A 22,685-nucleotide genomic window follows, 5' to 3' on the forward strand; every position below is an offset into this window, starting at 1 on the left:
GTCGCTGTATCGAAGCTCTGGTAGGTGCGACCAATAGCCGCTGACGACACGTCTTTCATGGTTAATGATATGGTTTCATTGGCGTTGGCACCAATTTGGAAGTTTTTAGTGCCAAACGAGCCATCCACCAACTTGCTACTTCCAAAGGATGTGGTGTCAGCAATACGGGTTAACTCACTTTGCAATGCTGCTAGCTCTTTTTGCATTGCGCCACGGTCTTCTGCCGAGTTTGAACCGTTAGCAGACTGTAAAGACAAGTCACGCATACGCTGTAAAATATTGGTTGACTCGCTCATCGCGCCTTCGGCGGTTTGCGCCATTGAAATACCGTCGTTGGCATTACGCATCGCGACACCAATACCGTTAATTTGGCTCGACATACGGTTAGAGATTTGCAAGCCTGCTGCATCGTCTTTAGCACTGTTGATGCGCATACCAGTAGATAAACGCTCCATTGACGTTGAAAGGTTACTGTTTGCTTTATTTAAGCTTAGCTGTGACTTCATTGAAGTGACGTTAGTATTAACTGAAATAGCCATATGTAAAATTCCTCTTCTTAGTTGAACGCCAAGACTCGGAGCTTGGCTAAACGGTTAATCATTAAACTGTTACTTTTTATAAGAGCCTTTTTATAAAAGACCTTATATCGATACAAACTTAAAACGTTTTATATATAGTCAAACAAACTGGTCGAACTTACTTTACTGAACAAACTCGATGCTGCGCTGAGTGCGAGTTGTTGCTTTTCAAATTCGGTAATGGCCGAGGCAAAATCTAAATCTTCTAACTTTGATAGAGCCGAGGTGTTAATCAACTTTTCATCAGTATGATTATCGCTATACTGCTGCAGCACTTTCAGGCTGTTACCCGTTAAGCTACGTTGCTGACTCATTTGATTGACGCCACTATCAATGTTATTCAAGAGCTGTGCCAACTCTGACTGGCCAGCAGGTGTTTGTGCATCATCACCACTTTCAAATAATGCGATAGCCTTGCTGAACGTATCGAAAATACTGACTTGTGCGACTTCATTGATGCTGAAACTATCGCCAGCTTTAGGGGTTCCTTTTATGGTTACTTCAATATCGTTTACCTTTACCGGCAAAGACGCGTCAAAAGCGGCTAATGGTGCGACACTTATTGCCGGAACAGCACTGTTGAAGACTTCAACATTTGTGCCGCCAGTACCGTTATCGGTAAAAACAAACTGATATACATCAGCCACATGCGGTACCGCTGGTATTTGCGGTACGATTTTGGCGCTAGATACAACAAAGTCGCCTTGCTGAGACGGCAAATAATTGACGCCATAATCGCCCATGGGATTTGGTGCATTCATAAAGGCGGCGTCGCCTGGCACATTGGTATTAACTTGTACCCCTGCAGCAACATTGCTTTTACGAATACCGGAGTCACCGCTGTAAACCACATCGCCATTGTTAGCGAAAGCAAAAGGTGCACTGTTGGTTTTATTGCCCGCAAAAATATAATTACCCGATTCGTCTTTGGTATTGGCAATGGACATTAATTGTTCAAGACTTTGACGCATGTCATCGGCAATCACTTGCCGCTCGGCGGAAGTCATGCTGCCGTTAATGCCGCGAAGCACAGACTCTTTCATGCTGCCAACTAAGGTATCGGCTTGACCTAACTGGCTTTCGGCTTGTTGAATGTGATTAGTGGCGTAATCAATGTTTTTTACAAATTGATCTATTAAGGTATTTTTTTGCTTTAAGTTATCAATGCCGATGGCTGCAACTGGGTCGTCACCAGCGGTATTGACTCTTTTACCACTATCAATCTGCGCTATGATGCTATTGGTGGCAGATTGCTTGTTTAATATGCTATTGGTGTTTTGCTGAAACATCTGTCCGGTAGAAATTCTCATGATGTATCTCCTAGCGAACCGAGCTTAATAAAGTATCGAAAATGGTTTGTGCTGTAGTCATAATTCTGGCGGCTGCTTGATAAGATTGTTGAAAGCGCAATAAGTTTGCTGCTTCTTCATCAAGGTTTACACCCGATTCACTTTGCACTCGGGTACTCGCTTGTTGATATATTGCCGTCGCCGAGCCCACGCGCACTTCAGCAGACTTAGTTTGGCTACCAATATCTAATTTAGTATTTTCAAACACGCTGGTTAAGGTGCCAGTGCCGTTATTCATTAATTTAACGTCTGATAACTTGGCCATTTCAACTGCGTTGTTGTTGTTACCTTCGGCAAATGCTAAATCAAACGTAAAGCTATTTGAGGTACCAGAACCAGTAATATCAAAGTCCATACCAAAAGCGTTGATATTGTTACCAGAATAAGAGTATGGACCAGTGCCTATTTCGGTACCGGCGGCATTAAATGCTTGGTAAGTCGTCGGTGTTGTAGTGTCGAGCTTGAAAGTAATCGTTGAACCAACCTGGAAACCCGCTACAGTTGAATCCATGCTGTTTAAGCTAACTGAAGTGTTACCTAAATTAGTTGAGGCCGATGTTAAAGTTGGCCCCGCAGCGGCAATGCCTTTAGGGTCGGTCATCACTACTTTTAAACCTGCAGCACCAGCCGTTGGACGAATTTCAAACTTATCACCATCCGCTATTGGGCCGCCGGCAACATTAATGCTAAAACCTGCACTACTTGTTAATTGAGTACCCGATAATGTTAAGTTTGATACTTTTCCGGTTTGATTATCTGTTAATTGATAACCATTCGCTGTGGTAAAACTTAGTTGGTAGGTGCTTCCTGACAATGCGCCAACATCGTCAATATTGACCGACATGGCTGCCGTACCGCTATTAGTAGAATGACTTCCGACACGGCCAGATGCCATTAATGGGTCGTTAATATCACGAAAAATATCACTACCAACGTCACCATTTAAATCAAAACCTTTGGATTGCATTTCGTTAAAGGTGTCTGCTATGCCTAATGCTAATTGACCGAGTTCAGTACTGGCCGGTAATAAGGTGTCGTCTCTAAATGAAAATAGTGCGCCAAGTTGACCGCCTAATTTAGACGGGTCAATGTTAAGGGTTTTATCGCCAATAGAGGCATTAATGCGTGGTTCATTTGGATAAGGATCGCCGGTACTGATGCCCATCGACATCGACACTTCACCTGACACCAACATTACTGAGCCGCCCAGCATAATTGACTTTGCGCCGGTATCTAAAGGGATGACATTAACCTGAGCATACTGGCTGAGCTCTAAAATGAGTGCGTCTTGTTTGTCTAGTACTTGACTGTCTTGGTCTTGAGATTTCATCAACTCTAAATTAATGTTGCCTAGTTCTTTACTGATTTCATTAATACGGGTGGTAATGGATTCTATTTGGCTATTGGTTTGTTTCACCTGGCCATCTAGTTGTGATTGCATTTGATTCAGACCAGCGGCTAACTGTTGCGCAGAACTTAAGCTGTTAGTGCGAATACCAAGATCTGTTGGTAAATCGGCCACACTATTGATGCTTGCAAAAAAGTTGTTTAGATTTTCTGGGACCATTTTGCCAATTTGAGAATAAATCTGGTCTAGCTCACTTAACTTACTGTAAGACGTTTCAGCCGCACTCATGCTTGTTTGACCGATGCGTAATTCACGTGCAGCAAACTCGTTGTAAACACGTTTAACATCGGACACATACGTGCCGGTGCCATAAAAATTATTGCCCAAGCGTTGTGATTCTAATGATGACTGGGTAGCAACTTGTCTGTTGTAACCTTCAGTATTGGCATTGGCAATGTTATTACTGGTCACACCTAACTGAGCTTGAGATGCTTGGACGCCTGTGCGAGCGATATTGAGTAAGTCAATCGACATTATTTAGTCTCCACAGGTAATATAGATTTAAGGCCTTCTTTTACCGACTTCATCACATTGATGACTTTATTGGCATATTGAGGGTCGGTGGCGTAGCCGGCTTTTTGTAATGCTTTAATAAACTGAGTTGGCTCGCTGGCAACTTTACGCGCATCCTGATAACGATCGCCTTGATTAATAAACGACACAAAGTCATTAAAGCTCTGTTCAAGGTTGTCATACATTCTGAAATCCGCTTTTTGTTGCACCGCAATGCCCTTTTCAAACTCCAATGTATTGACTGAGGTTTTATCACCTTGCCAACGCTTGTCTGCTTTAATATTAAACAGGTTATGACTCATAGTACCGTCGTTACGGCGTACCACTTTTTGGCCCCAACCGGTTTCTAAAGCGGACTGGGCAATTAATACCTCAGCTGAAGTTCCTAACGATTTAGCCGCTTTTTCAGCATGGGGATACAAGACTGAAATAAAATGTTCTGGGCTAGTAAATTGACTCACTGCAATGCCTTTAGCTTTAGGAACTGCAAAATCTGTTTGCGGCAATACCTTGCCTACTTGTACCGCTTGACTGGCTAATTGCTCACCGCGCAATACACTATTTAACTGTTCACCGTTTAACACATTTGTAAGTTGGGCTGACATTGGTCGCATCGATTCGGCGCTATCTATAATAGAATGGGCTGTATCAGAATTAGCGATTACAGAATGCGATGCGGCTATTTGATCTTTTGGCGCAATAATATCGAGAGTGTCTTTATCTAACTCTGTTGCTGGAGCAACAAACATACTTGGGTTAACTTTATAATCACTATTGCCACGCAATACTGAAGCTGGCGTAATGGGGCTATCATCTGGGTCTAATTGCTGCACCATCATTTCAGCCAAGCCCAACATGCCTTTATTGGATAAATCGACTGACATTTGCTGATCGCGCATTTGTTCAAAAAACGCAGTGGTTTCACTGTTCATTGGATTGTCTGACTTAAACGCGGCATTAGCATCTCGCATGCTTTTCATCAGCATTTGAATAAAAATACCTTCAAATTGCTTTGCTGCTTCTTTAAGTGCCCCCTTCTCGTCTTTCTGGGCTTGGACACGAAGTGAATCTAGTCCTCCTAGATCCAGAAAGTTCGATGAAGCTGACAACTTTTCCATAGTCATTCCGACAATTATTAGATAATGATAAGTTCACCATGCAAAGCGCCTGCCATTTTTAACGCTTCGAGTATGGCAAGTACGTCTGATGGTGCTGCGCCCACTAAATTCACGGCTCTTACGAGTTCGTCTAGTGTGGTACCTGGATTAAACATAAACATACGACGATCTTTTTCTGACACATCAATCGTACTGTTTGTAGTAACAACCGTTTCACCACCCGCTAATGCGTTGGGTTGTGACACTTGTGTGGCTTCAGCAATAGTCACGGTTAATCCACCGTGAGTGACAGCCGCGGGTAATAACTTGACGTTTTGGCCAACCACAATGGTGCCAGTACGTGAGTTAACAATCACTTTGGCTGACTCTTCCGCCGGTATAACTTCAATGTTTTCTAATACCGATAAAAATGACACCCGCTGTGATGCATCGCGTGGCGCGCTCACTTGAATAGAGGTGGCGTCAATGGCCTTTGCCATGTCTGGGCCAAGTAAATCGTTAATTGCATCTGCGGTACGTTTGGCGGTTGAAAAATCTGAGCGACGTAAATTAAACGTAAGGTAATCACCGCTAGCAAATGGACTAATAACGCTGCGCTCAACAATGGCACCACCTGGAATGCGGCCAACGGTTGGGGTATTTTGGATCACCAATGAGCCATCAAGTCCTTCGGCACTAAAACCACTGACAATTAAACTGCCTTGAGCAATGGCGTACACATTGCCATCGACCCCTTTTAGGAAGGTTTGCAATAAAGTACCGCCACGTAAACTTTTGGCTTCGCCTAAACTGGACACGGTAATGTCAAGATTTTGACCCGGTTTAATAAAGGCAGGCATTTCGGCATGCACCGCAACGACAGCGACGTTCTTTGAATTAGGACGAACAGAGTCTGGTAAATTAATGCCGAAATTTTTGAGCATGGTTCTGAAGGTTTGTTCGGTATAACGGGTTTTCTCCCCAGTACCTGGCAAACCGACCACCAAGCCATAACCGATTAATTGGTTACTTCGCACCCCTTGAATACTGGCGATGTCTTTAATCCGTTCTGCATGTGCAGGTGCGGTTAGCATTAGTATTGATGCGACTATCGATACAGCCGACGTAATCAGTTTAATGTTCATGCATTACTCCTTAAAAAGGCCACCAGTCACTCATAAAGAATGAACTCAGCCAACCGACTTTTTGGGAGTCAGCAAACGTACCGGTACCGCTATACTGAATACGAGCGTTAGCCACTCGTGTCGAATCGATTGTATTGTCTGGATTAATGTCTTCGCTGCGGATCATTCCGGTGACACGAATAAACTCATCACCGTTGTTAATAGAAATCCATTTTTCACCGCGGATCACCAAGTTGCCGTTACTGAGTACCTGGATGATATTGGCCGAAATACTGCCATCTAAACTGTTAGATTGATCGGCGTCAGACTCGCGCTTGGTATTCATGCTGTCGGAGTAACCCAAATCAATTGGGACACCACTGATGGAAATATTTTTACCGCCGGCATAAATGGGCTCTACACTTAAATCTGAGCCTTTTTTGATTTCGTTATTGGCACTTTTCGACGCTTGAGTGGACTCTTTTAAGGTCACGGTAATAATGTCGCCGACGCGATGCGCACGAATATCGGAATACAAGCTTGATGCTTGGCTATCAAGATAAATAGATCCCGTTGGCGCCACCTGCGTCGGAACGGTATCTGGGTATACCGGCGCATAAAATGGGTCATCAGCAATCGGTTTCTTGGCAGTAGAACTACAGCCAGCCAATAACACTACTGAGGCTAACGCAATGTATTTAATCATGTTAGCTCCTTAGAGATTCTGATTAATATAAGACAACATCTGATCAACTGCTGAGATAACTTTAGAGTTCATCTCGTAAATACGTTGACCTTGAATAAGGTTGACCAACTCTTCTGTTACATTCACGTTAGAGGTTTCTAGTGCTCCTTGGCGAATAGAACCTAAGCCGTCTTGCGACGCAGTACCTTGAATAGGTGTGCCACTTGCACCCGTTTCGGTATACAAGTTTTGTCCTAACGGATCTAAACCTGCCGGATTAATAAAATCGGTCATGGTTAACTGGCCAATAACTTGACTGGCTGCGGTACCAGGGGTTTGCACTGACACTTCGCCCGATGCCGATACCGTAATACTGGTGGAATCATCCGGGATGGTAATTGGCGGTTGCACCACATAACCTGAACCCGGGGTTACAATCTGACCAGTATCATCTAAGCTGAACTGGCCATTACGCGTGTAGGCTGCTGTGCCATCTGGCATTTGCACTTCAAAAAAGCCCGAACCTTCAATCATTAAATCTAATGAGTTATCGGTAGTCAGCATGTTGCCTTGGGTAAACATTTTTTGGGTAGCAACAACTTTAGTACCCGCACCAATGTTTAAACCATTGGGTAACTTGCTGTTGTCTGAGCTAATACCACCGGCTTGATTAACCGTTTGATAAAGTAAGTCTTCAAATACCGCACGACTTTTCTTAAATCCGACAGTACTGGCGTTGGCCACGTTATTTGAAATAACGGCAATGTTAGTTTGCTGGGCATCGACACCGGTTTTACTTATCCATAACGCTGGATGCATAATAATTACTCCTAACTAATTCTCATCAAGGAAGTGGACGCCCGATCAATTTCTTCAGCGTTCTTCATCATTTTGACTTGCATTTCGTATTGACGTTGAATATCAATCATGGCGACCATTTCATGCACTGAGTTCACATTACTGCCTTCAACCGCGCCGCTTTCAACTTGAACGCCGGGGTCGTTTGGTGCATTGCCACCCGCAGTTAAGCGAAACAACCCATCTTCACCGCGCATTAGGTTTTCGTTACCAGGATTAACTAATTTAATCCTCGCGACCTCTTCTATCACTTCAGCGGTTGCTCCTTGCGGACGTACTGAAATAATACCGTTGGCGGAAATTTCTATTTTCTCAACCGGAATGGGTAACACAATAGGACCCGAAGCTCCCATTACCGGACGGTTACTGCTATTTAACAACAAACCTGTACTGTCAATTTTTAAACTGCCCGCACGGGTGTATCCTTCAGAACCATCTGCCGCTTGCACTGCAAGCCAGCCATCCCCCTTAACCGCAATATCAAGGTCACGACCAGTGGTTTTAATCGGACCACCGTTAAAATTACTGCCTGGGCTTTCCATCATCGAAAACACCCGAGTAGGCAAGCCTTCACCAAATGCCTGCATTGAACGGGCTTGGACCATGTCAGCTTTAAATCCATCAGTATTGGCATTAGCAAGATTGTTCGCACTCACTGCTAGGGCATTCATCCCCTGCTTTGCGCCACTCATGGCAATATAAAGAAATTTGTCCATTTTTTGCTCCGTCAAACTTTCTGCAAAAACACTATATACACAGAATAAGCAAGCATCATGCCAATGAGATTTAAGTTGTGTTATAAGGAGGTAACTACATGAATCGGTTAATCAATAAAATTAACGAATAACGCGTGAGTGTCAAAAAAGCATCTATCAACACTAGTGAGGTAATAACAAGGAGTAGCGAGGAGTAACAATAACAAGGATAAAGGCAAGGTGTTGCCGTAAACGGCAACACCTATTATCACGTAAATATAAATTGATAAGGTAAAAGTAAACGTAAACTTAGCGGATTTGTAATATCGTTTGATTTAAGGTGTTGTTGACTTCAAGCGTACGCGAGTTAGCCTGGAAGTTACGCTGAGCCGAGATTAAATCAACCAGCTCTGTGGTTAAATCAACGTTTGATTGCTCAAGCGCAGATGAACGAATACTACCAAATGTACCGCTATTGGCTTCTCCCGCTAATGCAGCACCTGAATCGATACTGGCTTTCCAAGATGTATTACCCACCTGTGTAAGGCCTTGTTCATTAGCAAAGCGTACTAATGCCACGCGCGCTAACGGAACCGTTGAGCCATTACTGTAACTCGCGGTAATTAAACCATCGGAACCAATACCAACATTGGTTAATCGACCTACGGTAATACCATCTTGAGTTAATTCAGTCACTTCAAACGGAGATGAATACTGAGTTGGACTATTAAATTTTATCGTAAGCGCTTGAGTACCATCAGCGCCAGGGCCTAAAGCACCTGCACCAGCAGCACCTAATACTTCGGTGGTAATAATTTCAGGATCACTGCCAGTATAAGCACCAACAGAGTTAAATTTAAGCACCGCACCTGACCATGCTCCTCCAGCCGTGCCCGGATTAACAGCAGACGCGAGCCCTGTTGGATCCACGAGACCATCACCATCAGTGTCAGTATCTGTATCCGTTGCATATTTCCCAGCAGTTGTTACATCGACAGGATCACCATCAACAGCATAAAAAGCTACCCAATTACTTTCGCCAGTATGCGAACCACCAGTGGGTTTAACAAAGTAGGTGGTCATAATATGCGACTCGCCTAACGAATCATAAATCGTCACTGAGGTGGAATTATTGAATGTATCAGAATCTGCAGGATTAAACTTAGTTGGATCTAGGGCTGTTTCACTCACATTAAGATTCATCTGCAAACCAACATTTTCAGTTTGCACTGGGCTACCCGCCGTGTCAGGGATCTTAATCGGTTGGGTTGTGGTTAAACTCACTGAAGTTGAGTTACCATCTTCATCCACCGGGAAACCTTGTAAAAAATTACCTGCTGAGTCGACCATATAATTACTTGAGTCAACTTTAAACGCACCCGCACGGGTGTATGACTGATCTTGCGAACCTAATTCTGAAGAGGTAACAAAGAAGCCACCACCACTGATCGCCATATCCAACGAGTTACTGGTAAATTGCAAGCTACCTTGATGAAACTGCTGCGCAACTTGTGTGGTAGTTGCACCGCCACCCACAGCTGTTTTACTGTTAGAAAAAATTGAATTGGCGTAAACGTCAGCAAATTCAGCTCGCGATTCTTTAAAACCAATAGTATTGACGTTGGCGATGTTATTCGCAGTTGTATTTAAGTCTTTTTGCGCGGCAGCGATACCACTCAATGCGATGTTAAATGACATATTACACCTCTCACAATTAATTCATTTATGATGACAGCTAACGGTTTGTTGTTAGCCGTACTATGTTTCAGATACTGCGAGTACGTCAGATAATTTAATTCCACCTACTCCACGCAAATTCAAAATTGCTCCTGTTGCTACAGTGCCTAATGACACACTGGTAACATGAGCGTAGGTCGATACGGCTAAATCTTGTGACGTTCCATCGACTTTACCACTGGCCTTAATGGCATAATTACCCGCTTTAGCTGGGTTACCACTTTTATCTAGACCATCCCAAGTCACATCAACATTGCCGCCTTTACTGCCGTCAACATTAAAGCTCTTAATAAGCTGACCCGACTCGTCTTCAACTCTTACCGTAATCGTTTCAATTGCTGAAGGTGTACTAATCACCCCTTTTATCTCAGAGCTTTCGGTAGAGATAGCGCCGGTATCAGAAGGAATGAGCACTTTGCGGCCAACCAAGCCTGAAGCTTGTAACGCCTGGCTAGAACTCATCACAGTATTAAGGTTAAGGATTTCATCATTAAGATTTGAAATACCATCGACTGTAGAAAACGATGCCATTTGGGCAATCATTTGATCGTTATCAACCGGTTTAAACGGATCTTGCATCGACAATTGCTGACTGAGTAAAGCAAAAAAATCTTCTTGCTTTAACATCTGATCTTTTGATTCAGGGATAGCGCTTTCTTCAGGCAAACGAATTCCGTCTAGGAAAGGATTACCCGTAGTCGTGCTGGTCGTATTTGTCTGTACAGAACTTTTCGTTGTAGCGCTAGTATTAGATGCACTACTGGATTGTTGCGGTAAAGACTGACTGTAAGAATTAACGAGGCTCATTGTTACCTCCTGGAATAATCATACTATTTACCCATCCTTAATGTCTGTTGCAACATAGACTTTGTTGCATCAGCCACCTGAACGTTCATTTGATAAGAACGCGATGCAGAAATCATATCCGCCATTTCTTCCATCACATTGACATTAGGTTTATAGATAAAACCATCACCATCCGCCATGGGATGGTCTGGCGAGTATTCTTTTAATAATGGCTTATTACTTTCGACAATGCCTTTAACGGTTACGCCAGGCGAACTGTTTTGCTGGCTATTGGCTTTTAGCATTTCGGCTTCAAAAACAGGATGACGCGCGCGATAGGTTTTATCGACACTGCTAGACACAGAATCAGCATTGGCAATATTACTGGCGGTGGTATTCAAACGCACTGACTGCGCAGACATACCTGAACCAGAAACATTAAAAATATTAAATAAACTCATAATTAATCACCTCGCAATGCTTTACGCATGCCACTAAATTTTCCCTCAAGAAAGCCTAATGACATTTGATATTCGAGCGCATTTTGCATAAATGCTGCTTGCTCTTTCTGCGTATCGACAGTATTACCATCGCCAGTATCAGCTTGATTTGGCATACGATATTGAACATGCTGTTGACTTAACGCCGTTAAATCAAAATGTTTCTCTGTGGTTTGGCTCATACTCAAGCCTTTCTGATGCGAGCTTGCCGCTTGCATAGCAGAAGCAAAATTGACATCTTGAGCTTTATAATGAGGAGTATTGGCATTGGCGATATTACTTGAAATCACTTCTGCTCTTTGAGCTCGAATGCCCAAAGAGTATTGGTGAACACCTAATGCATTATCGAAATTAATCGCCATAAAATTGCCTCCATCAGCTAACTGGTAGAAATAAAGCAAAGGTTATGCCAACAATTTAATTTATGAGGGAATAAAAGATAAAAACAAACATGCCGACGAATGCCGGCATGATAAATAGATTAAGTTATTATATTATCTAGGTTTTCTTTTGATAATAAATCCCAGGATTACAGCGAACCATATTAAATTCTTCGGTTAATCCCGCAAGAGATTCTGACGCACCCAAAAATAAAATACCTTTAGGATTAAGTGCGGCAGCAAATTGCCGCAAAATTTTAGCCTTTGCCTCAGGAGCAAAGTAAATCAACACATTGCGGCAAAAAATAATATCGTATTTACCTAATAGGCTATAACTTTCAAGTAGATTATGGGCTCTAAAGTTAACTAATCGCTTCACATTATCTTTAACTTTCATGTTACCCGAAGGTAAAGCATCAAAAAACTGACGTTTACGTTCTTCAGACAAACCACGAGCAAGTGCTAAACCATCATATTCAGCATTTTTACAACGATCTAGCATAGAAGGTGATAAATCTGTTGCCTGAATTGTCGCGCCTCCTGGTAAAGCACCAGGTTTACGTTGTTGATATTCCAACACCGTCATGGCCAACGAATAAGGTTCTTGACCTGAAGAGCACGCAGCCGACCAAATTTTTAATGGTCTGCCAAGCTTACTGTATTCAGGCAATAGAGTATTGTGCAGTAATTCAAATGGATAACGGTCTCGAAACCATAACGTTTCATTGGTGGTCATCGCATCTATCACTTCAGCGCGCAGTTGCCGTTCTATCGGTTTCATCGACTTTTTAACTACCTCAGACAAAGAAGGCAAATTATGCTTCCCCATCAAAGGCGCTAAACGACTGCGGACTAAATATTGTTTGTTCTCACCTAACACAATACCGCTATGCTGTTCTAAAAACAGCCTAAATTGATTGTACTCTGCTTCAGCAAGTGATTTATCTGTCACATTATCTTCCTAATAGGTAAGCCTATGAACTCAACCTCTAATATTTTGCAATCTTTTGCAATAATAAAAGGTTTATAAACTTAAATGTTTGTTAACCGCTGCGGCTAACTCATCGGGATTAAACTTAGCAATAAAGTCGTTAGCCCCTACTTTTTGTACCATCGCTTGGTTAAATACACCACTTAATGATGTGTGCAATACGACTTTGATATTCTTTAATTTTGGATCATTACGAATTTCAGCCGTTAAGGTATAACCATCCATTTCAGGCATTTCAATATCAGAAATGATTAACGGAATTTCAACTGAAACATCATCCATTTCTGCGGCAATACTTTTCAGTTTTTCCAGCGCCTCTCTACCATCTTTAGCGGTATCGATTTGCAGATTTAATGACTCTAACGAACGAATAATTTGTTTACGTGCTACAGCAGAATCATCAATAACCATAATATGATAATGCTGTTCTCTATCAATAGTTAATGCTTCATTAAGCTCTTTACTGATAGAAGTCTTAACCGGTGAAATTTCATCAAGAATTTTTTCAACGTCTAGAATCTCAACCAACTCACCTTCAATCTCTGTCACCGCAGTTAAATAAGAAGAACGGCCAGAACCTTGCGGTGGAGGCATAATGGCTTCCCAATTCATGTTGATAATACGTTCAACTGAACTGACTAAAAAGCCTTGAATACTACGGTTATATTCAGAAATGATAATAAAGCAATTTTCTGTTGATGTCAGTGGGCGTCCACCCGTTGCGGCACTTAAATCGATAACGGAAATGGTTGAGCCACGAATATGAGCAACACCTTTAACAAAACGGTTTAATTTAGGCAACGTAGTCAGTGGTGGGCATTGCAAAACCTCTTTCACTTTAAACACGTTAATGCCAAACCGTTGACGGCCGCTAAGCCTAAACAATAGCAGCTCGAGTCTGTTTTGCCCGACAAGTTGGGTACGTTTATTTACTGAATCTAAAATGCTCGACATAACAAGGCCTTGTAGTTAACTGTCACCCAAAAGGATAAAAATTGTTCTTTGAAATTATAGTAAACCTTGGTTTAGCATAATACGGTTAGTACATATCTTACTGATGGTCACTCAATTTGAGTGTAAACCATCACCAATCTAACAAATACATCTCAATTTAATGAATCAAAAAGTGGGCATGCAACTTGCTTTAATTTTGTATAAATTAGCTCGCACTGTGAACTGACACTTTTTTGACGAAGGGATAATGTTATTCTTATGTCCCCTAGCCCATTTATTTTAGCTTATTGTGTATGCAGAGATTACTCGCATATTTTTCGTTTTTCAAAGTATAGGTGCATTCTGGCAAAACAAGCTAGTATCTTCATTATGAAAGTATTTTTTTTATGTTTTTTGTGTTCAATAACATTTTCTTTGCCTGCAATTGCTAGCGAAGAAATTATCACACCTTCACTATCGACCATTTATGCGTTAGCTAAAGAGGCGGTAGCCAAAAAAATTGATGCTGACTCAAAAGCTAAAGTGCAAATAACCCCACAAAACCTTGAGGGCAGAATCAGTCCACCAGCCTGTTACCCACCGATTAATGTCGAACTTGCCAGTGAACGGGCTATTAGTCGAAATAACATGGTAAAACTCAGTTGTAATAGCCCTGACTATGACTATCCATGGCAAATGTATCTCTCTGTTCGAGTCGAAATCCAATACCCTGTTGTGGTGGCCAACCAACTATTGTCCCCTGACCAAATTATTGGCGAACATCATTTACAAGTCATGTATGTTGACCAATATAGCTTAAAAGGTCAGTTTTTTTCCGACACTACGACATTAATCGGCTCGCGGGTGAAACGTCGGGTAGCGAAAGACTCTCCAGTATTAAGCAATAACCTGTGCTTTGTTTGCAAAGGTGACACTGTTTCTATTTATGCTAAGACCACTAATGTAGAAATAAAAACCCTTGGGGAAGCATTGCGTGATGGCAATATCGATGAGGTTATCAGAGTAAAAAACAGTAACACTAGCAAACAATTCGATGCGGTTGTAATTGGCGTTGGCGAAGTTGAAGTAAGAATGTAAAATAGCGTTAAAGTTTTTTCCTGGGGTGCCGATAGCCTGATTGGAAAACCTGATTCATTACGCTGGAGCCTCCCATGGCAATTGATATTAAGCATAACACTGCTACCAATACACAAATGCGCACTGCACGTGACACGCAGTCTGCTACGCAATCTACAACTACTGCAGCCCCAAAATCAGCTGCACCGGTTAAAACAGATTCCGTTAGCATTACCTCTCAAGCTCAACAGCTTCAGAGCGCGCAAACAAAAATGGCATCGTTACCAGAAGTAGACCAAAAAAAGGTCGCTGAAATTAAGCAAGCAATCTCTGAGGGACGATATAAAGTCGATCCAGAAAAGCTTGCAGCGAATATTGCCAGCTTTGAAGCAGAGCTAGGCGGTTTATCGTTTGACAGAGAGTAACCGTTAAACGTTACTCTTTAACTTGTTTTAACGACACACAGATAATAGGTGCAAACTTGCATCATAGAGAAGTGTTAGTTAAAAAAACCTAAGAGTAATTTATGACAGAGTTAAACCAGCCATTACACAAGCAAGCAAGCGAAGATCAACGCAAAGAGCTACACCAACTGCTTGATAGTCAAAATCAGACATTAACGCAGCTGAAATCGCTGATTGTTGAAGAGAAAGCGGCATTATCCAAACAAGATGCCGACAAACTGCTGGCGCTTTCCAAAGATAAAACCCAGTGCTTATTCAATATGAAAGCCACTGACGAAAAACTGGCAAGCCACCCACAGCACAATCTGCTCACCACCGATACTGAACTGGCACAACAGGTCTCACGAGCTAAAGCTATTCTCGCCGAGTGCAAAGACATCAACAGTCAGAATGCCAGCTTGATTGAGCTCAATATCGCCAGCCTCAATCGATTTGCCCAGGCATTACAAGCCAGCCGCAATGCCTCAAGCTTGACCTACAATGACAAAGGTAAAACTTCTACCATTTCAACGCTGGGCAATGACTTTTCAGCCTAATAAAACTTAGCAACAGCCTAGAGCGCTGCGCTGCTAGGACGCTTCGCGGCTAGAGGCTATAAAACCTTAGCGACAGCCTAGAGCGCTACGCTGCTAGGACGCTTCGCGGCTAGAGGCTATAAAATCTTAGCAGCGAAGCTGTCCCTAGAAGCACAGCGACCCTAGCAGGACGTAGTCCGCCCTAGAACCTAGAAGTCTGCCCTAGAACCTAGCAGGTGATTTATTGAGCTAGCATAGCTTGGCGTAAACTTTGTTGTACCGGAGTTTCACCTAACCAAATCTTAAGTAAAGCCTGACGAAATGCCTCTCCAGCAATATCTCCCTGAGCATTACCATTTTTGATACTGCTCACGCCCTTGCCTTTTTGGGTGACAAAAGTAAATTGATCACCGTCGACAATTTCATCTGCAAACAATTGGGTAAAATGTTCAATATCTTTGGCAATTGAGTGTGTGTCACTGTCGGTAGCAGCTTCAAAACCTTCAGTAATGGCATCACGCATTTTGTTTGAAGTGATCATCCCAGAAGTAATCGTTAGCTGGATCACCGCTATCGGCTGAGTAAGCACATCTTCTAGAGTGTGCACTTTTGTCGGCAGATATAAACTACCCACATATAAATCCATAAAAAACTTACTGCGTACACCAGCGCCATTCAATATCAATGGCTGCTCTGCTACTGTAATTTGCTCTGCTACATCAACATCTGCAATCATGCTAGCTTGCGCCAACAACGGCATCATTAACGATAAGCTCAATCCAATTGAAGCTAATAATTTCATATAAACTCTCTAAAAAACTGCAATATCAACGACTACACCATCAGCCGTTTAACCAACAACCGCAACTCAAGTCGGGTAATTTAACCGCGAACGCCTAATTTATATTGGCCATTCTGTAGAAACATCAATGCTTGCTTGTGCTTTGGCGAGATTAAAATTGGACCATCATCAAAAAATAAAAAGCACTTCCAATTACGCACAAACACATCCCAGCGAGTTTCAACAATTTGGTATTTTTCATAGCAAAAGTACACCACCGCATCATCAGGCCATTGAATATGCGCAATAATTGCTTCGGGCATCGCATTATCATTAGAATCCCATGCCGACTGCCAATGCTCCGTTGCCGCCCAAGCATCTTGCTTTATTGGCCAATCACCTTTTTCAAACAGCTCTGCACGACTGCTCTTATTGCTTATCCACTTATCCCACACTTCCATGGCACTTTTATCGGTCAATGGCTTAATCAAGGCCTTATCATCATCTGATACAGGCAAATCTTTATGGTTAAAAATCCACTTACGCTTATAAAGATCAAACGGAATATATGAATGTGACAAACAACTGCTCCTAGCAACAAAAAATGAAACGCAATTATAGCGCTAAAGCCGATCAGACTGCGATAGCGACAGGGATAAATGATGTGATGATTTGTTAAAATATTAATACTGAAGATAAAAAGATTAATTAAAGAAAAGTCTGAATCTAGGAAAAAAACGACTAAATGAAAATGAGGGTAAAAAGAATAGTTGCAAGAATTAACATAAATTATATGGTCTCCCCACAGGTGAGTTTGGTTGACTTTAACCAAAATTAACTAAATGTTATTTATCAACACCTTAAATCTATAATCACGTTTTTGACATTAACAAAAATTACTGTAAATTAGTCAAAATAGATTCCAGAGGCGGCACATAGGCGGCACAACTTTTGAGGCTAAGTGATTATGGATAAAGAATTTACTTTCAATAAACGCTGTTTTGAACAGCTATAAAGTGCCCTAAAACGCTATAGAATTGCCGATTTAGACCAAAGAGAGTCAGTAAAAGGCCTAATTTTAGAAGTTATGCCATCAGGCAAAAAGCATTTTCGCTTTAGAAGCAAGTACTTAGAAAAAGACGTTGCCGTCACTATTGGCCTCTTCCCCAATTTGACCATTGAGCAGGCACGAAAGCAGGCTAAATTAATCGCTGTAGACATAGCACAAGGTGTGAATCCCAACGAATCTAAACGACAAGCCAAAGTAGCGATAGCCCTTGAAGATGCCCTATCCTTATCTGTTCAACAATTATTTGACGCATACGTTGCTGAGTTCATCATCAAGATTAAGTCTGGTGAGCGCCGCCAAAAGTCATTGGATGATGTTCATTCCATTTGGAACAAACATATCAAACCACGCATTGGTCATTTAAGAGTTGAAAGCATTTCTAAAACGGATGCAGACAACTTCATTAAACTGATTATCACTAAAAACTCCGCTGCCATTAGAAACAAGTGCCTGACGTTGCTCAAGTCAATGTTCAGCGACCAACCTGTTAATCCATTTGTGCATATCAAAAAACTATCAGGCACAAAGCGAGAACGTATTTTAGCCGAGCATGAAGTTAAGCGATTACTAGAAGCATTAGAGTTAGAACTACCTATTTACCGTGATGTGGTGATGATGCTGCTATTAACAGGCCAGCGCAAAAGCTGCGTGTTTAGCATGGAGTGGCGCGAGATAGATCATCAACGTGGCATTTGGCTTATCCCTACCAACAAAATGAAAGTTAAAAAGCCCCATGCAGTACCACTCACTAAAGAAGCGATGGACATTCTTACCAGACGAAGCCAAGAAGCAGCTAAAGGTGAACGCTTTGTATTCCCGAGTGAGCGCAGTCAATCAGGCCACATTATCGAAAAGGCAGGTAAAGGTAGCTTTTGGCATCGCATTACAGAACGTGCAGAGCTTCGTGGCACTGAAAAAGGTGATAACATCACCATTCACGATTTAAGGCGAACTATCGCCAGCTGGAGCGTCATGCGAGGCGGTAACATTCAAACGACTAGTAAGCTGTTAGGTCATAGCGATATCAGCATCACTGCCAGTACCTATGCTCACTTAGATATTGAAAATGTTAGAGCTGAATTAGGAATTACTACCGCACAGCTTTTAGGGACTGTGCGGCAGGAGTCAAAAGTTGATAAATTGTTCAGGGAGTTTAAAGTTCTCTCAAAAGAGGAACAGCAGGCACTTAAACAGCAAATCAACAGCATCTGTTGACGCTGCTAATTCAAATCTATGAATACTTTTAACTCAAACGTAGTGGTTTACTATCATTTGCGAGTTAGATAGTAGAAACGACTATCCGAGTTAACCACATATTTTGAATCTAAAAATTCAACTATTTCAGCATCATGACTGAAGAATTTTACCAATGAAAAATCTCTGTTGGTGATGTATCCCGGTATATTATCTATGACAACTAGCTCAGGGGAATAATGGATAAGATCATCCATGATGTGCTTTCTGGTTTCAATCGCGATTACCTTCAAGCGCTGACACAGTTCGGCGCTACTATTACAAGATTGCTCTGCGTCTGTGTTGGCAATTGCCGGAATTGTCCAAAATGTTGGATAGCGAGATGCCCACTCAGCATCATTTCTTAACGCTAAAATAGGCCCGATAGAAACATAAGTACTGTATACGACTAAGCTGCTAAACGGTTTAAATTGTTGAAGCCGCTGCATCAGCCATTCAGTTTGATAGACTTGATATATCCCTATTTTTATAAACCATGACGATATAAATGTTACTAAAAGCAACGCCAAGACTTTTAGTTTGATTGGCGGATATTGTTCAACCATGGTCCAGCAACAAAAGAGCACTATCCAACTGTATAGCGGTAATAAGTGATAACTAAATCCCTTCCATTGGATCAGATAGATCGTAAGCGAGGAGAGCACAAGACTTAAGAAAATATTCGAGATTCGCTTATTGTGTTTATAAGAACCGATGGCTAGGACAATAAAACCGAGTAAAGGGATAAATTCGAACTGGCTTAAAATCACCATTGTGGTGTTTGCGTATGTGTAAGTCAATTTTGCCAACGGCAGCATTGTCGAAAAATATGCGGGATGAACTAATGTTACAAAGGCTACATAACATAAACCTACCAGCGCCATTGTCATATTGGCATAAGAGGTTATGGGGCGCAATGAGCGTTGTGAATTGATAAAAAAAGCGGTTATAAAAATAGGATAGATAATAAAGAATGGTTTGAGGCAAATTCCCATTGCAGCAAAAGCCGCTCTGCCGATAACCTTTTTTTCTTTCTCACGATCTTGCTGTGCAAGAAGACCGACTATCCAAGGTAAAAGTAGCACCACTAATAAGTGTTCTCGCTGAACAGCGTATGGAAGTCCGGTAATGACAACCGTAAAACCTATTCCTAATACCAGTAAGATATTTTTTAAGTCACTAAACTTTTGCGCTCTGTCCAGAATGCTCCAGCACCAAAATAGTGAACATCCAATAAACGTAGCAAACAGTGCATATTGTGCAGCGGTGTCACTTATTCCCATCACATCAGCAAGCCAAATAGCTGGCGCGGTGTAATAAAAATTTAGCGGCGGATTTACCTCTAAAATTTTGTCGTATAGAGATTGCCCCTCGAGCCACTTTCTTGTTGCGACTAAATACCAAGCAGAGTCATGGTTAATTATCTGTCCAAGATAAATCTTCAAAAAGGCCACGCATGGCAGGATTGATACCAATGCGCCGATTAGCACCTTTTGTGAGGGAATATCGGTTAATCGAAATACCCAAAATTTCAACATGAGAAATGTGGCTACTGGTGTGACGATAGCCACAAGGAACATAGCTTTAGTAAGCGACCATTCGAGGGCATGAGTTGAAAAAGAAACAATTAAGCTTGACAGTACCAACCCTAATAACGCGGTGACAAGAAAACGAGGTAAGTGGAAGTGGTGTTTAGGCTTTATCTCAAACGTGAAACGGGTATGTCCAACATAGGAAATGACTGTCGCGATAATGAACCCACTAAAATTCACAGATACTGCATCAAGCCCCAAAATTTTGGCACTCAACAGCGCAACAAACACATGGGTAATGGTTGACGCCACACCAATAGCAATAAATCGGAGATATGTTGTTATCATAATGGATTATTTTTTGTGAGAATGACGCCGAGTGTTAGCCCGAATGGCATTGAAAATTTTTTGCCTACCATGTGTTGTTCTAACGAAAATATTTCTCGTAAGAGTATATTCATCCATGGACTTGGTATTTCATCATCCGCTTTTTTTGAATTTAACAGCCACTTCCCGATGCGAAACAATATTGCGATCGGGAATAACAGCATATTAAAATGAAACACATGTTCCACCTTCAAACCAGCTTCTGAAGCTACCTTTAACAATACCTCTTCATTGTATCGTCGATGATGGTGATGTATTTCATCGTGCTTTGACCATAACCATGGATAGGCGGGGACGGTCACCAAAATATGGCCGTTGGCTGTAAGAAGATGACTTAACGCTTCGAGCGAGCGAGTGTCATCACTGATGTGCTCTAGTACGTCCAACATACAGATAAGATCAAAGCTTTCATCTTGAAAGGGCAAACAATCCGGCAAAGCTCCTACTTGAACATCAATTCCTGACTTAGCTTTGGCTGCTAAACGTGCGGGCTCATCATATTCAAAGGCTGAAAGCTGACCATAGCGTTTTAGTAGTGCTAAATTGCCACCAGTACCACAGCCTGCTTCGAGAACTTTTGCTTTAATAGGTAGCTCAATATATCTATTTATAAGAGCCGCAATGATCTTTCTTCGAGCAACAAACCACCAGTGTTCATCTTCAAGAGTCGCCATCCGTTCGAAAACTACGCGGTCCATTAGAACGTCCTATTGATTGAGCGAATGATATAAAGTGGACGTTGGCGTACTTCTTCATAGATACGACCTATGTATTCGCCCATGATCCCTAATGCAATCATATTGAGCGCACCAAACGTCAGAATCAGTAATACGGTTGAAGCGTAACCGGGAACATCTCGGCCAAAAATCAATGTGGTAAAAAAAATTATGAGCCCGTATATCATCGACAGAAATACCATGGTTAAGCCTAAATAAGTCCATATGCGCAAAGGCAATGTTGATGAGGTAAAAAGACCATCTAGGGCTAACTTAATGAGTTTCCAACAGGACCACTTACTTGAACCCGTATCGCGATTGGGTCTTGAAAATGTAACCTCTGATGTTTCATAGCCTACCCAGTTAAATATGCCTTTATTGAAGCGAGACCTTTCGCCAATTGTTAAAATTGACTCAACAACAACTCTATCTAACAGCCTAAAATCACCGACATTCTTGGGGATTGGATATTCCGTCATTGTGTTATAAATGTAATAGAATATCTTGGCGGAAGTCCGCTTAAAGAAGCTATCTTCCGATCTATCGATTCGTCGAGCATTCACTATCTTTGCACCAGCTTTCCATTTTTCAATCATCTCCGGAATTAATTCTGGCGGGTCTTGTAGATCAACATCCATGGGTATGACAGCCTCTCCTCTGGCACGTTGCATACCAGAAGCAAGCGCAGCTTCTTTACCAAAATTTCTAGATAAGTTAACGAGCGTTATAGGGAATAGGCTATCATCATGCATTATTGACTCAATAGTTCGTTCTGTATCATCACGACTTCCATCGTTGATAAAAACAATTTCGAAATTGCATAAACCTTTAAGTGCACAGGTCACACTCTGGCAGAATTGAGCTATCGACAGAGCTTCGTTGTAGACTGGTACAATAAGGGAAATACCATCAAATTTTTCGAATTCTTTCGAGGTTGGGGAAAGCTGAATCATCCGTTAATCCGTTAACATATTTTTTATCTTTTAGTTTGATTTATTTGTATAGCAAAGTAAATCAAAATTAATTTCAGAATGATATTTGATGCTAAAGAAAGAGCATGAGCGAATTCGTTATCCAAACCCTATCAATGGTTGTAATGGTCTAATGAAACTGTAGAGATTTATAGCTTAAAATAAGCAAAATCTTAAAGGCATTTATCATGATTAGAAAAACGAAAATCACTGTCAGCCCTCTTCAAAAATTAGAATATGCCAAGCTGATGGTCGAACAGGGTTACACGAACAAGCAAATTGAAGATATGTCAGGTGCGGGTAAAT

Annotated in this window: 22 protein-coding genes and 2 pseudogenes; 5 read left to right on the forward strand and 19 right to left on the reverse strand. The window is 41.8% G+C overall.

Annotated features, from left to right (window positions below):
* The 14 genes and pseudogenes from H5125_RS22165 to H5125_RS07120 form a co-directional block, all read right to left on the reverse strand.
* Positions 1-539 (reverse strand): annotated as a pseudogene (locus tag H5125_RS22165) (flagellin); the annotation flags it as partial.
* Positions 540-667: 128 nt separating this feature from the next.
* Positions 668-1,888 (reverse strand): flagellar hook-associated protein FlgL, encoded by a 1,221-nt coding sequence (gene flgL / locus H5125_RS07060; RefSeq protein WP_182743876.1) that lies wholly within the window; start codon positions 1,886-1,888, stop codon positions 668-670.
* A 10-nt stretch (positions 1,889-1,898) separates the two neighbouring features.
* A complete protein-coding gene (flgK, locus tag H5125_RS07065) occupies positions 1,899-3,809 on the reverse strand; it encodes a flagellar hook-associated protein FlgK (protein ID WP_182743877.1) in 1,911 nt (636 codons plus the stop codon).
* Positions 3,809-4,966, reverse strand: coding sequence for a flagellar assembly peptidoglycan hydrolase FlgJ (flgJ, locus tag H5125_RS07070; protein ID WP_182743878.1), 1,158 nt, complete (start codon positions 4,964-4,966; stop codon positions 3,809-3,811). Before flgJ ends, flgK begins: the two co-directional genes overlap by 1 nt.
* Before the next feature lie 17 nt (positions 4,967-4,983).
* Positions 4,984-6,090 carry a flagellar basal body P-ring protein FlgI gene (locus H5125_RS07075; RefSeq protein ID WP_182743879.1) on the reverse strand — a complete coding sequence of 369 codons (1,107 nt, stop codon included), beginning with the start codon at positions 6,088-6,090 and terminating at the stop codon, positions 4,984-4,986.
* A gap of 10 nt (positions 6,091-6,100) precedes the next feature.
* Positions 6,101-6,775 carry a flagellar basal body L-ring protein FlgH gene (gene flgH / locus H5125_RS07080; protein WP_101085425.1) on the reverse strand — a complete coding sequence of 225 codons (675 nt, stop codon included), beginning with the start codon at positions 6,773-6,775 and terminating at the stop codon, positions 6,101-6,103.
* Positions 6,776-6,784: 9 nt separating this feature from the next.
* Positions 6,785-7,573 (reverse strand): flagellar basal-body rod protein FlgG, encoded by a 789-nt coding sequence (gene flgG / locus H5125_RS07085; protein ID WP_123777077.1) that lies wholly within the window; start codon positions 7,571-7,573, stop codon positions 6,785-6,787.
* A gap of 11 nt (positions 7,574-7,584) precedes the next feature.
* The gene (gene flgF, locus H5125_RS07090) at positions 7,585-8,328 is read right to left on the reverse strand and encodes a flagellar basal-body rod protein FlgF (RefSeq protein ID WP_101085429.1); all 744 of its coding nucleotides are present in this window, start codon (positions 8,326-8,328) and stop codon (positions 7,585-7,587) included.
* 288 nt (positions 8,329-8,616) lie between these two features.
* Positions 8,617-10,005 (reverse strand): flagellar hook protein FlgE, encoded by a 1,389-nt coding sequence (flgE, locus tag H5125_RS07095; protein WP_182743880.1) that lies wholly within the window; start codon positions 10,003-10,005, stop codon positions 8,617-8,619.
* Positions 10,006-10,065: 60 nt separating this feature from the next.
* Positions 10,066-10,851 (reverse strand): flagellar hook assembly protein FlgD, encoded by a 786-nt coding sequence (gene flgD, locus H5125_RS07100; protein ID WP_162022646.1) that lies wholly within the window; start codon positions 10,849-10,851, stop codon positions 10,066-10,068.
* Between the two features lie 23 nt (positions 10,852-10,874).
* Positions 10,875-11,291 carry a flagellar basal body rod protein FlgC gene (flgC, locus tag H5125_RS07105; RefSeq protein WP_101085435.1) on the reverse strand — a complete coding sequence of 139 codons (417 nt, stop codon included), beginning with the start codon at positions 11,289-11,291 and terminating at the stop codon, positions 10,875-10,877.
* 2 nt (positions 11,292-11,293) lie between these two features.
* Complete coding sequence (gene flgB, locus H5125_RS07110) at positions 11,294-11,692, reverse strand: flagellar basal body rod protein FlgB (RefSeq protein WP_182743881.1); 399 nt, start codon at positions 11,690-11,692, stop codon at positions 11,294-11,296.
* A gap of 136 nt (positions 11,693-11,828) precedes the next feature.
* A complete protein-coding gene (locus H5125_RS07115; protein ID WP_101085440.1) occupies positions 11,829-12,662 on the reverse strand; it encodes a protein-glutamate O-methyltransferase CheR in 834 nt (277 codons plus the stop codon).
* Between the two features lie 72 nt (positions 12,663-12,734).
* Positions 12,735-13,655, reverse strand: a complete 921-nt coding sequence (locus H5125_RS07120; RefSeq protein WP_162022644.1) for a chemotaxis protein CheV — start codon at positions 13,653-13,655, stop codon at positions 12,735-12,737.
* Positions 13,656-14,024: 369 nt separating this feature from the next.
* Between H5125_RS07120 and flgA the strand changes: the two genes are divergently transcribed.
* The 3 genes from flgA (at position 14,025) to H5125_RS07135 (ending at position 15,711) form a co-directional block, all read left to right on the forward strand.
* Entirely contained in the window at positions 14,025-14,732 is a 708-nt protein-coding gene (flgA, locus tag H5125_RS07125; RefSeq protein ID WP_101085442.1) for a flagellar basal body P-ring formation chaperone FlgA, read from the forward strand.
* Positions 14,733-14,806: 74 nt separating this feature from the next.
* Positions 14,807-15,136 carry a flagellar biosynthesis anti-sigma factor FlgM gene (gene flgM, locus H5125_RS07130; RefSeq protein ID WP_011636631.1) on the forward strand — a complete coding sequence of 110 codons (330 nt, stop codon included), beginning with the start codon at positions 14,807-14,809 and terminating at the stop codon, positions 15,134-15,136.
* 101 nt (positions 15,137-15,237) lie between these two features.
* Positions 15,238-15,711, forward strand: a complete 474-nt coding sequence (locus tag H5125_RS07135) for a flagella synthesis protein FlgN (protein ID WP_182743882.1) — start codon at positions 15,238-15,240, stop codon at positions 15,709-15,711.
* Between the two features lie 220 nt (positions 15,712-15,931).
* Here the strand turns inward: H5125_RS07135 and H5125_RS07140 are convergent, their stop codons facing one another.
* On the reverse strand, positions 15,932-16,492 hold the full coding sequence (locus H5125_RS07140; RefSeq protein ID WP_182743883.1) for a chalcone isomerase family protein: 561 nt from the start codon (positions 16,490-16,492) through the stop codon (positions 15,932-15,934).
* An 80-nt stretch (positions 16,493-16,572) separates the two neighbouring features.
* Positions 16,573-17,052 (reverse strand): DUF2947 domain-containing protein, encoded by a 480-nt coding sequence (locus H5125_RS07145; RefSeq protein ID WP_011636628.1) that lies wholly within the window; start codon positions 17,050-17,052, stop codon positions 16,573-16,575.
* Positions 17,053-17,546: 494 nt separating this feature from the next.
* On the opposite strand from H5125_RS07145, the gene H5125_RS22350 reads away from it, so the two are divergent.
* A complete protein-coding gene (locus H5125_RS22350) occupies positions 17,547-18,755 on the forward strand; it encodes a tyrosine-type recombinase/integrase (RefSeq protein ID WP_409085811.1) in 1,209 nt (402 codons plus the stop codon).
* Between the two features lie 53 nt (positions 18,756-18,808).
* Here the strand turns inward: H5125_RS22350 and H5125_RS07155 are convergent, their stop codons facing one another.
* From H5125_RS07155 to H5125_RS07165, 3 genes are read right to left on the reverse strand one after another with little or no spacing between them, the layout of a single operon-like run.
* Complete coding sequence (locus tag H5125_RS07155) at positions 18,809-20,653, reverse strand: GtrA family protein (RefSeq protein ID WP_182743884.1); 1,845 nt, start codon at positions 20,651-20,653, stop codon at positions 18,809-18,811.
* Positions 20,650-21,390, reverse strand: coding sequence for a bifunctional 2-polyprenyl-6-hydroxyphenol methylase/3-demethylubiquinol 3-O-methyltransferase UbiG (locus H5125_RS07160; protein ID WP_220487256.1), 741 nt, complete (start codon positions 21,388-21,390; stop codon positions 20,650-20,652). The genes H5125_RS07155 and H5125_RS07160 overlap by 4 nt, the downstream gene beginning before the upstream one ends.
* Entirely contained in the window at positions 21,390-22,361 is a 972-nt protein-coding gene (locus H5125_RS07165; protein ID WP_182743885.1) for a glycosyltransferase family 2 protein, read from the reverse strand. The genes H5125_RS07160 and H5125_RS07165 overlap by 1 nt, the downstream gene beginning before the upstream one ends.
* A 206-nt stretch (positions 22,362-22,567) precedes the next feature.
* Between H5125_RS07165 and H5125_RS07170 the strand changes: the two are divergent.
* Positions 22,568-22,685, forward strand: a pseudogene (locus H5125_RS07170) (IS3 family transposase); the annotation flags it as partial.

The organism is Shewanella sp. SR44-4 (genome assembly GCF_014163715.1).
Lineage (GTDB): Bacteria > Pseudomonadota > Gammaproteobacteria > Enterobacterales > Shewanellaceae > Shewanella.

Excerpts from the sequence above, each read along its gene's own strand:
- flgL (WP_182743876.1), bottom strand. The coding sequence starts at position 1,888 with ATGAGAATTTCTACCGGACAGATGTTTCAGCAAAACACCAATAGCATA.
- flgK (WP_182743877.1), bottom strand. The coding sequence starts at position 3,809 with ATGTCGATTGACTTACTCAATATCGCTCGCACAGGCGTCCAAGCATCT.
- flgJ (WP_182743878.1), bottom strand. The coding sequence starts at position 4,966 with ATGGAAAAGTTGTCAGCTTCATCGAACTTTCTGGATCTAGGAGGACTA.
- H5125_RS07075 (WP_182743879.1), bottom strand. The coding sequence starts at position 6,090 with ATGAACATTAAACTGATTACGTCGGCTGTATCGATAGTCGCATCAATA.
- flgH (WP_101085425.1), bottom strand. The coding sequence starts at position 6,775 with ATGATTAAATACATTGCGTTAGCCTCAGTAGTGTTATTGGCTGGCTGT.
- flgG (WP_123777077.1), bottom strand. The coding sequence starts at position 7,573 with ATGCATCCAGCGTTATGGATAAGTAAAACCGGTGTCGATGCCCAGCAA.
- flgF (WP_101085429.1), bottom strand. The coding sequence starts at position 8,328 with ATGGACAAATTTCTTTATATTGCCATGAGTGGCGCAAAGCAGGGGATG.
- flgE (WP_182743880.1), bottom strand. The coding sequence starts at position 10,005 with ATGTCATTTAACATCGCATTGAGTGGTATCGCTGCCGCGCAAAAAGAC.
- flgD (WP_162022646.1), bottom strand. The coding sequence starts at position 10,851 with ATGAGCCTCGTTAATTCTTACAGTCAGTCTTTACCGCAACAATCCAGT.
- flgC (WP_101085435.1), bottom strand. The coding sequence starts at position 11,291 with ATGAGTTTATTTAATATTTTTAATGTTTCTGGTTCAGGTATGTCTGCG.
- flgB (WP_182743881.1), bottom strand. The coding sequence starts at position 11,692 with ATGGCGATTAATTTCGATAATGCATTAGGTGTTCACCAATACTCTTTG.
- H5125_RS07120 (WP_162022644.1), bottom strand. The coding sequence starts at position 13,655 with ATGTCGAGCATTTTAGATTCAGTAAATAAACGTACCCAACTTGTCGGG.
- flgA (WP_101085442.1), top strand. The coding sequence starts at position 14,025 with ATGAAAGTATTTTTTTTATGTTTTTTGTGTTCAATAACATTTTCTTTG.
- flgM (WP_011636631.1), top strand. The coding sequence starts at position 14,807 with ATGGCAATTGATATTAAGCATAACACTGCTACCAATACACAAATGCGC.
- H5125_RS07135 (WP_182743882.1), top strand. The coding sequence starts at position 15,238 with ATGACAGAGTTAAACCAGCCATTACACAAGCAAGCAAGCGAAGATCAA.
- H5125_RS07140 (WP_182743883.1), bottom strand. The coding sequence starts at position 16,492 with ATGAAATTATTAGCTTCAATTGGATTGAGCTTATCGTTAATGATGCCG.
- H5125_RS07155 (WP_182743884.1), bottom strand. The coding sequence starts at position 20,653 with ATGATAACAACATATCTCCGATTTATTGCTATTGGTGTGGCGTCAACC.
- H5125_RS07160 (WP_220487256.1), bottom strand. The coding sequence starts at position 21,390 with ATGGACCGCGTAGTTTTCGAACGGATGGCGACTCTTGAAGATGAACAC.
- H5125_RS07165 (WP_182743885.1), bottom strand. The coding sequence starts at position 22,361 with ATGATTCAGCTTTCCCCAACCTCGAAAGAATTCGAAAAATTTGATGGT.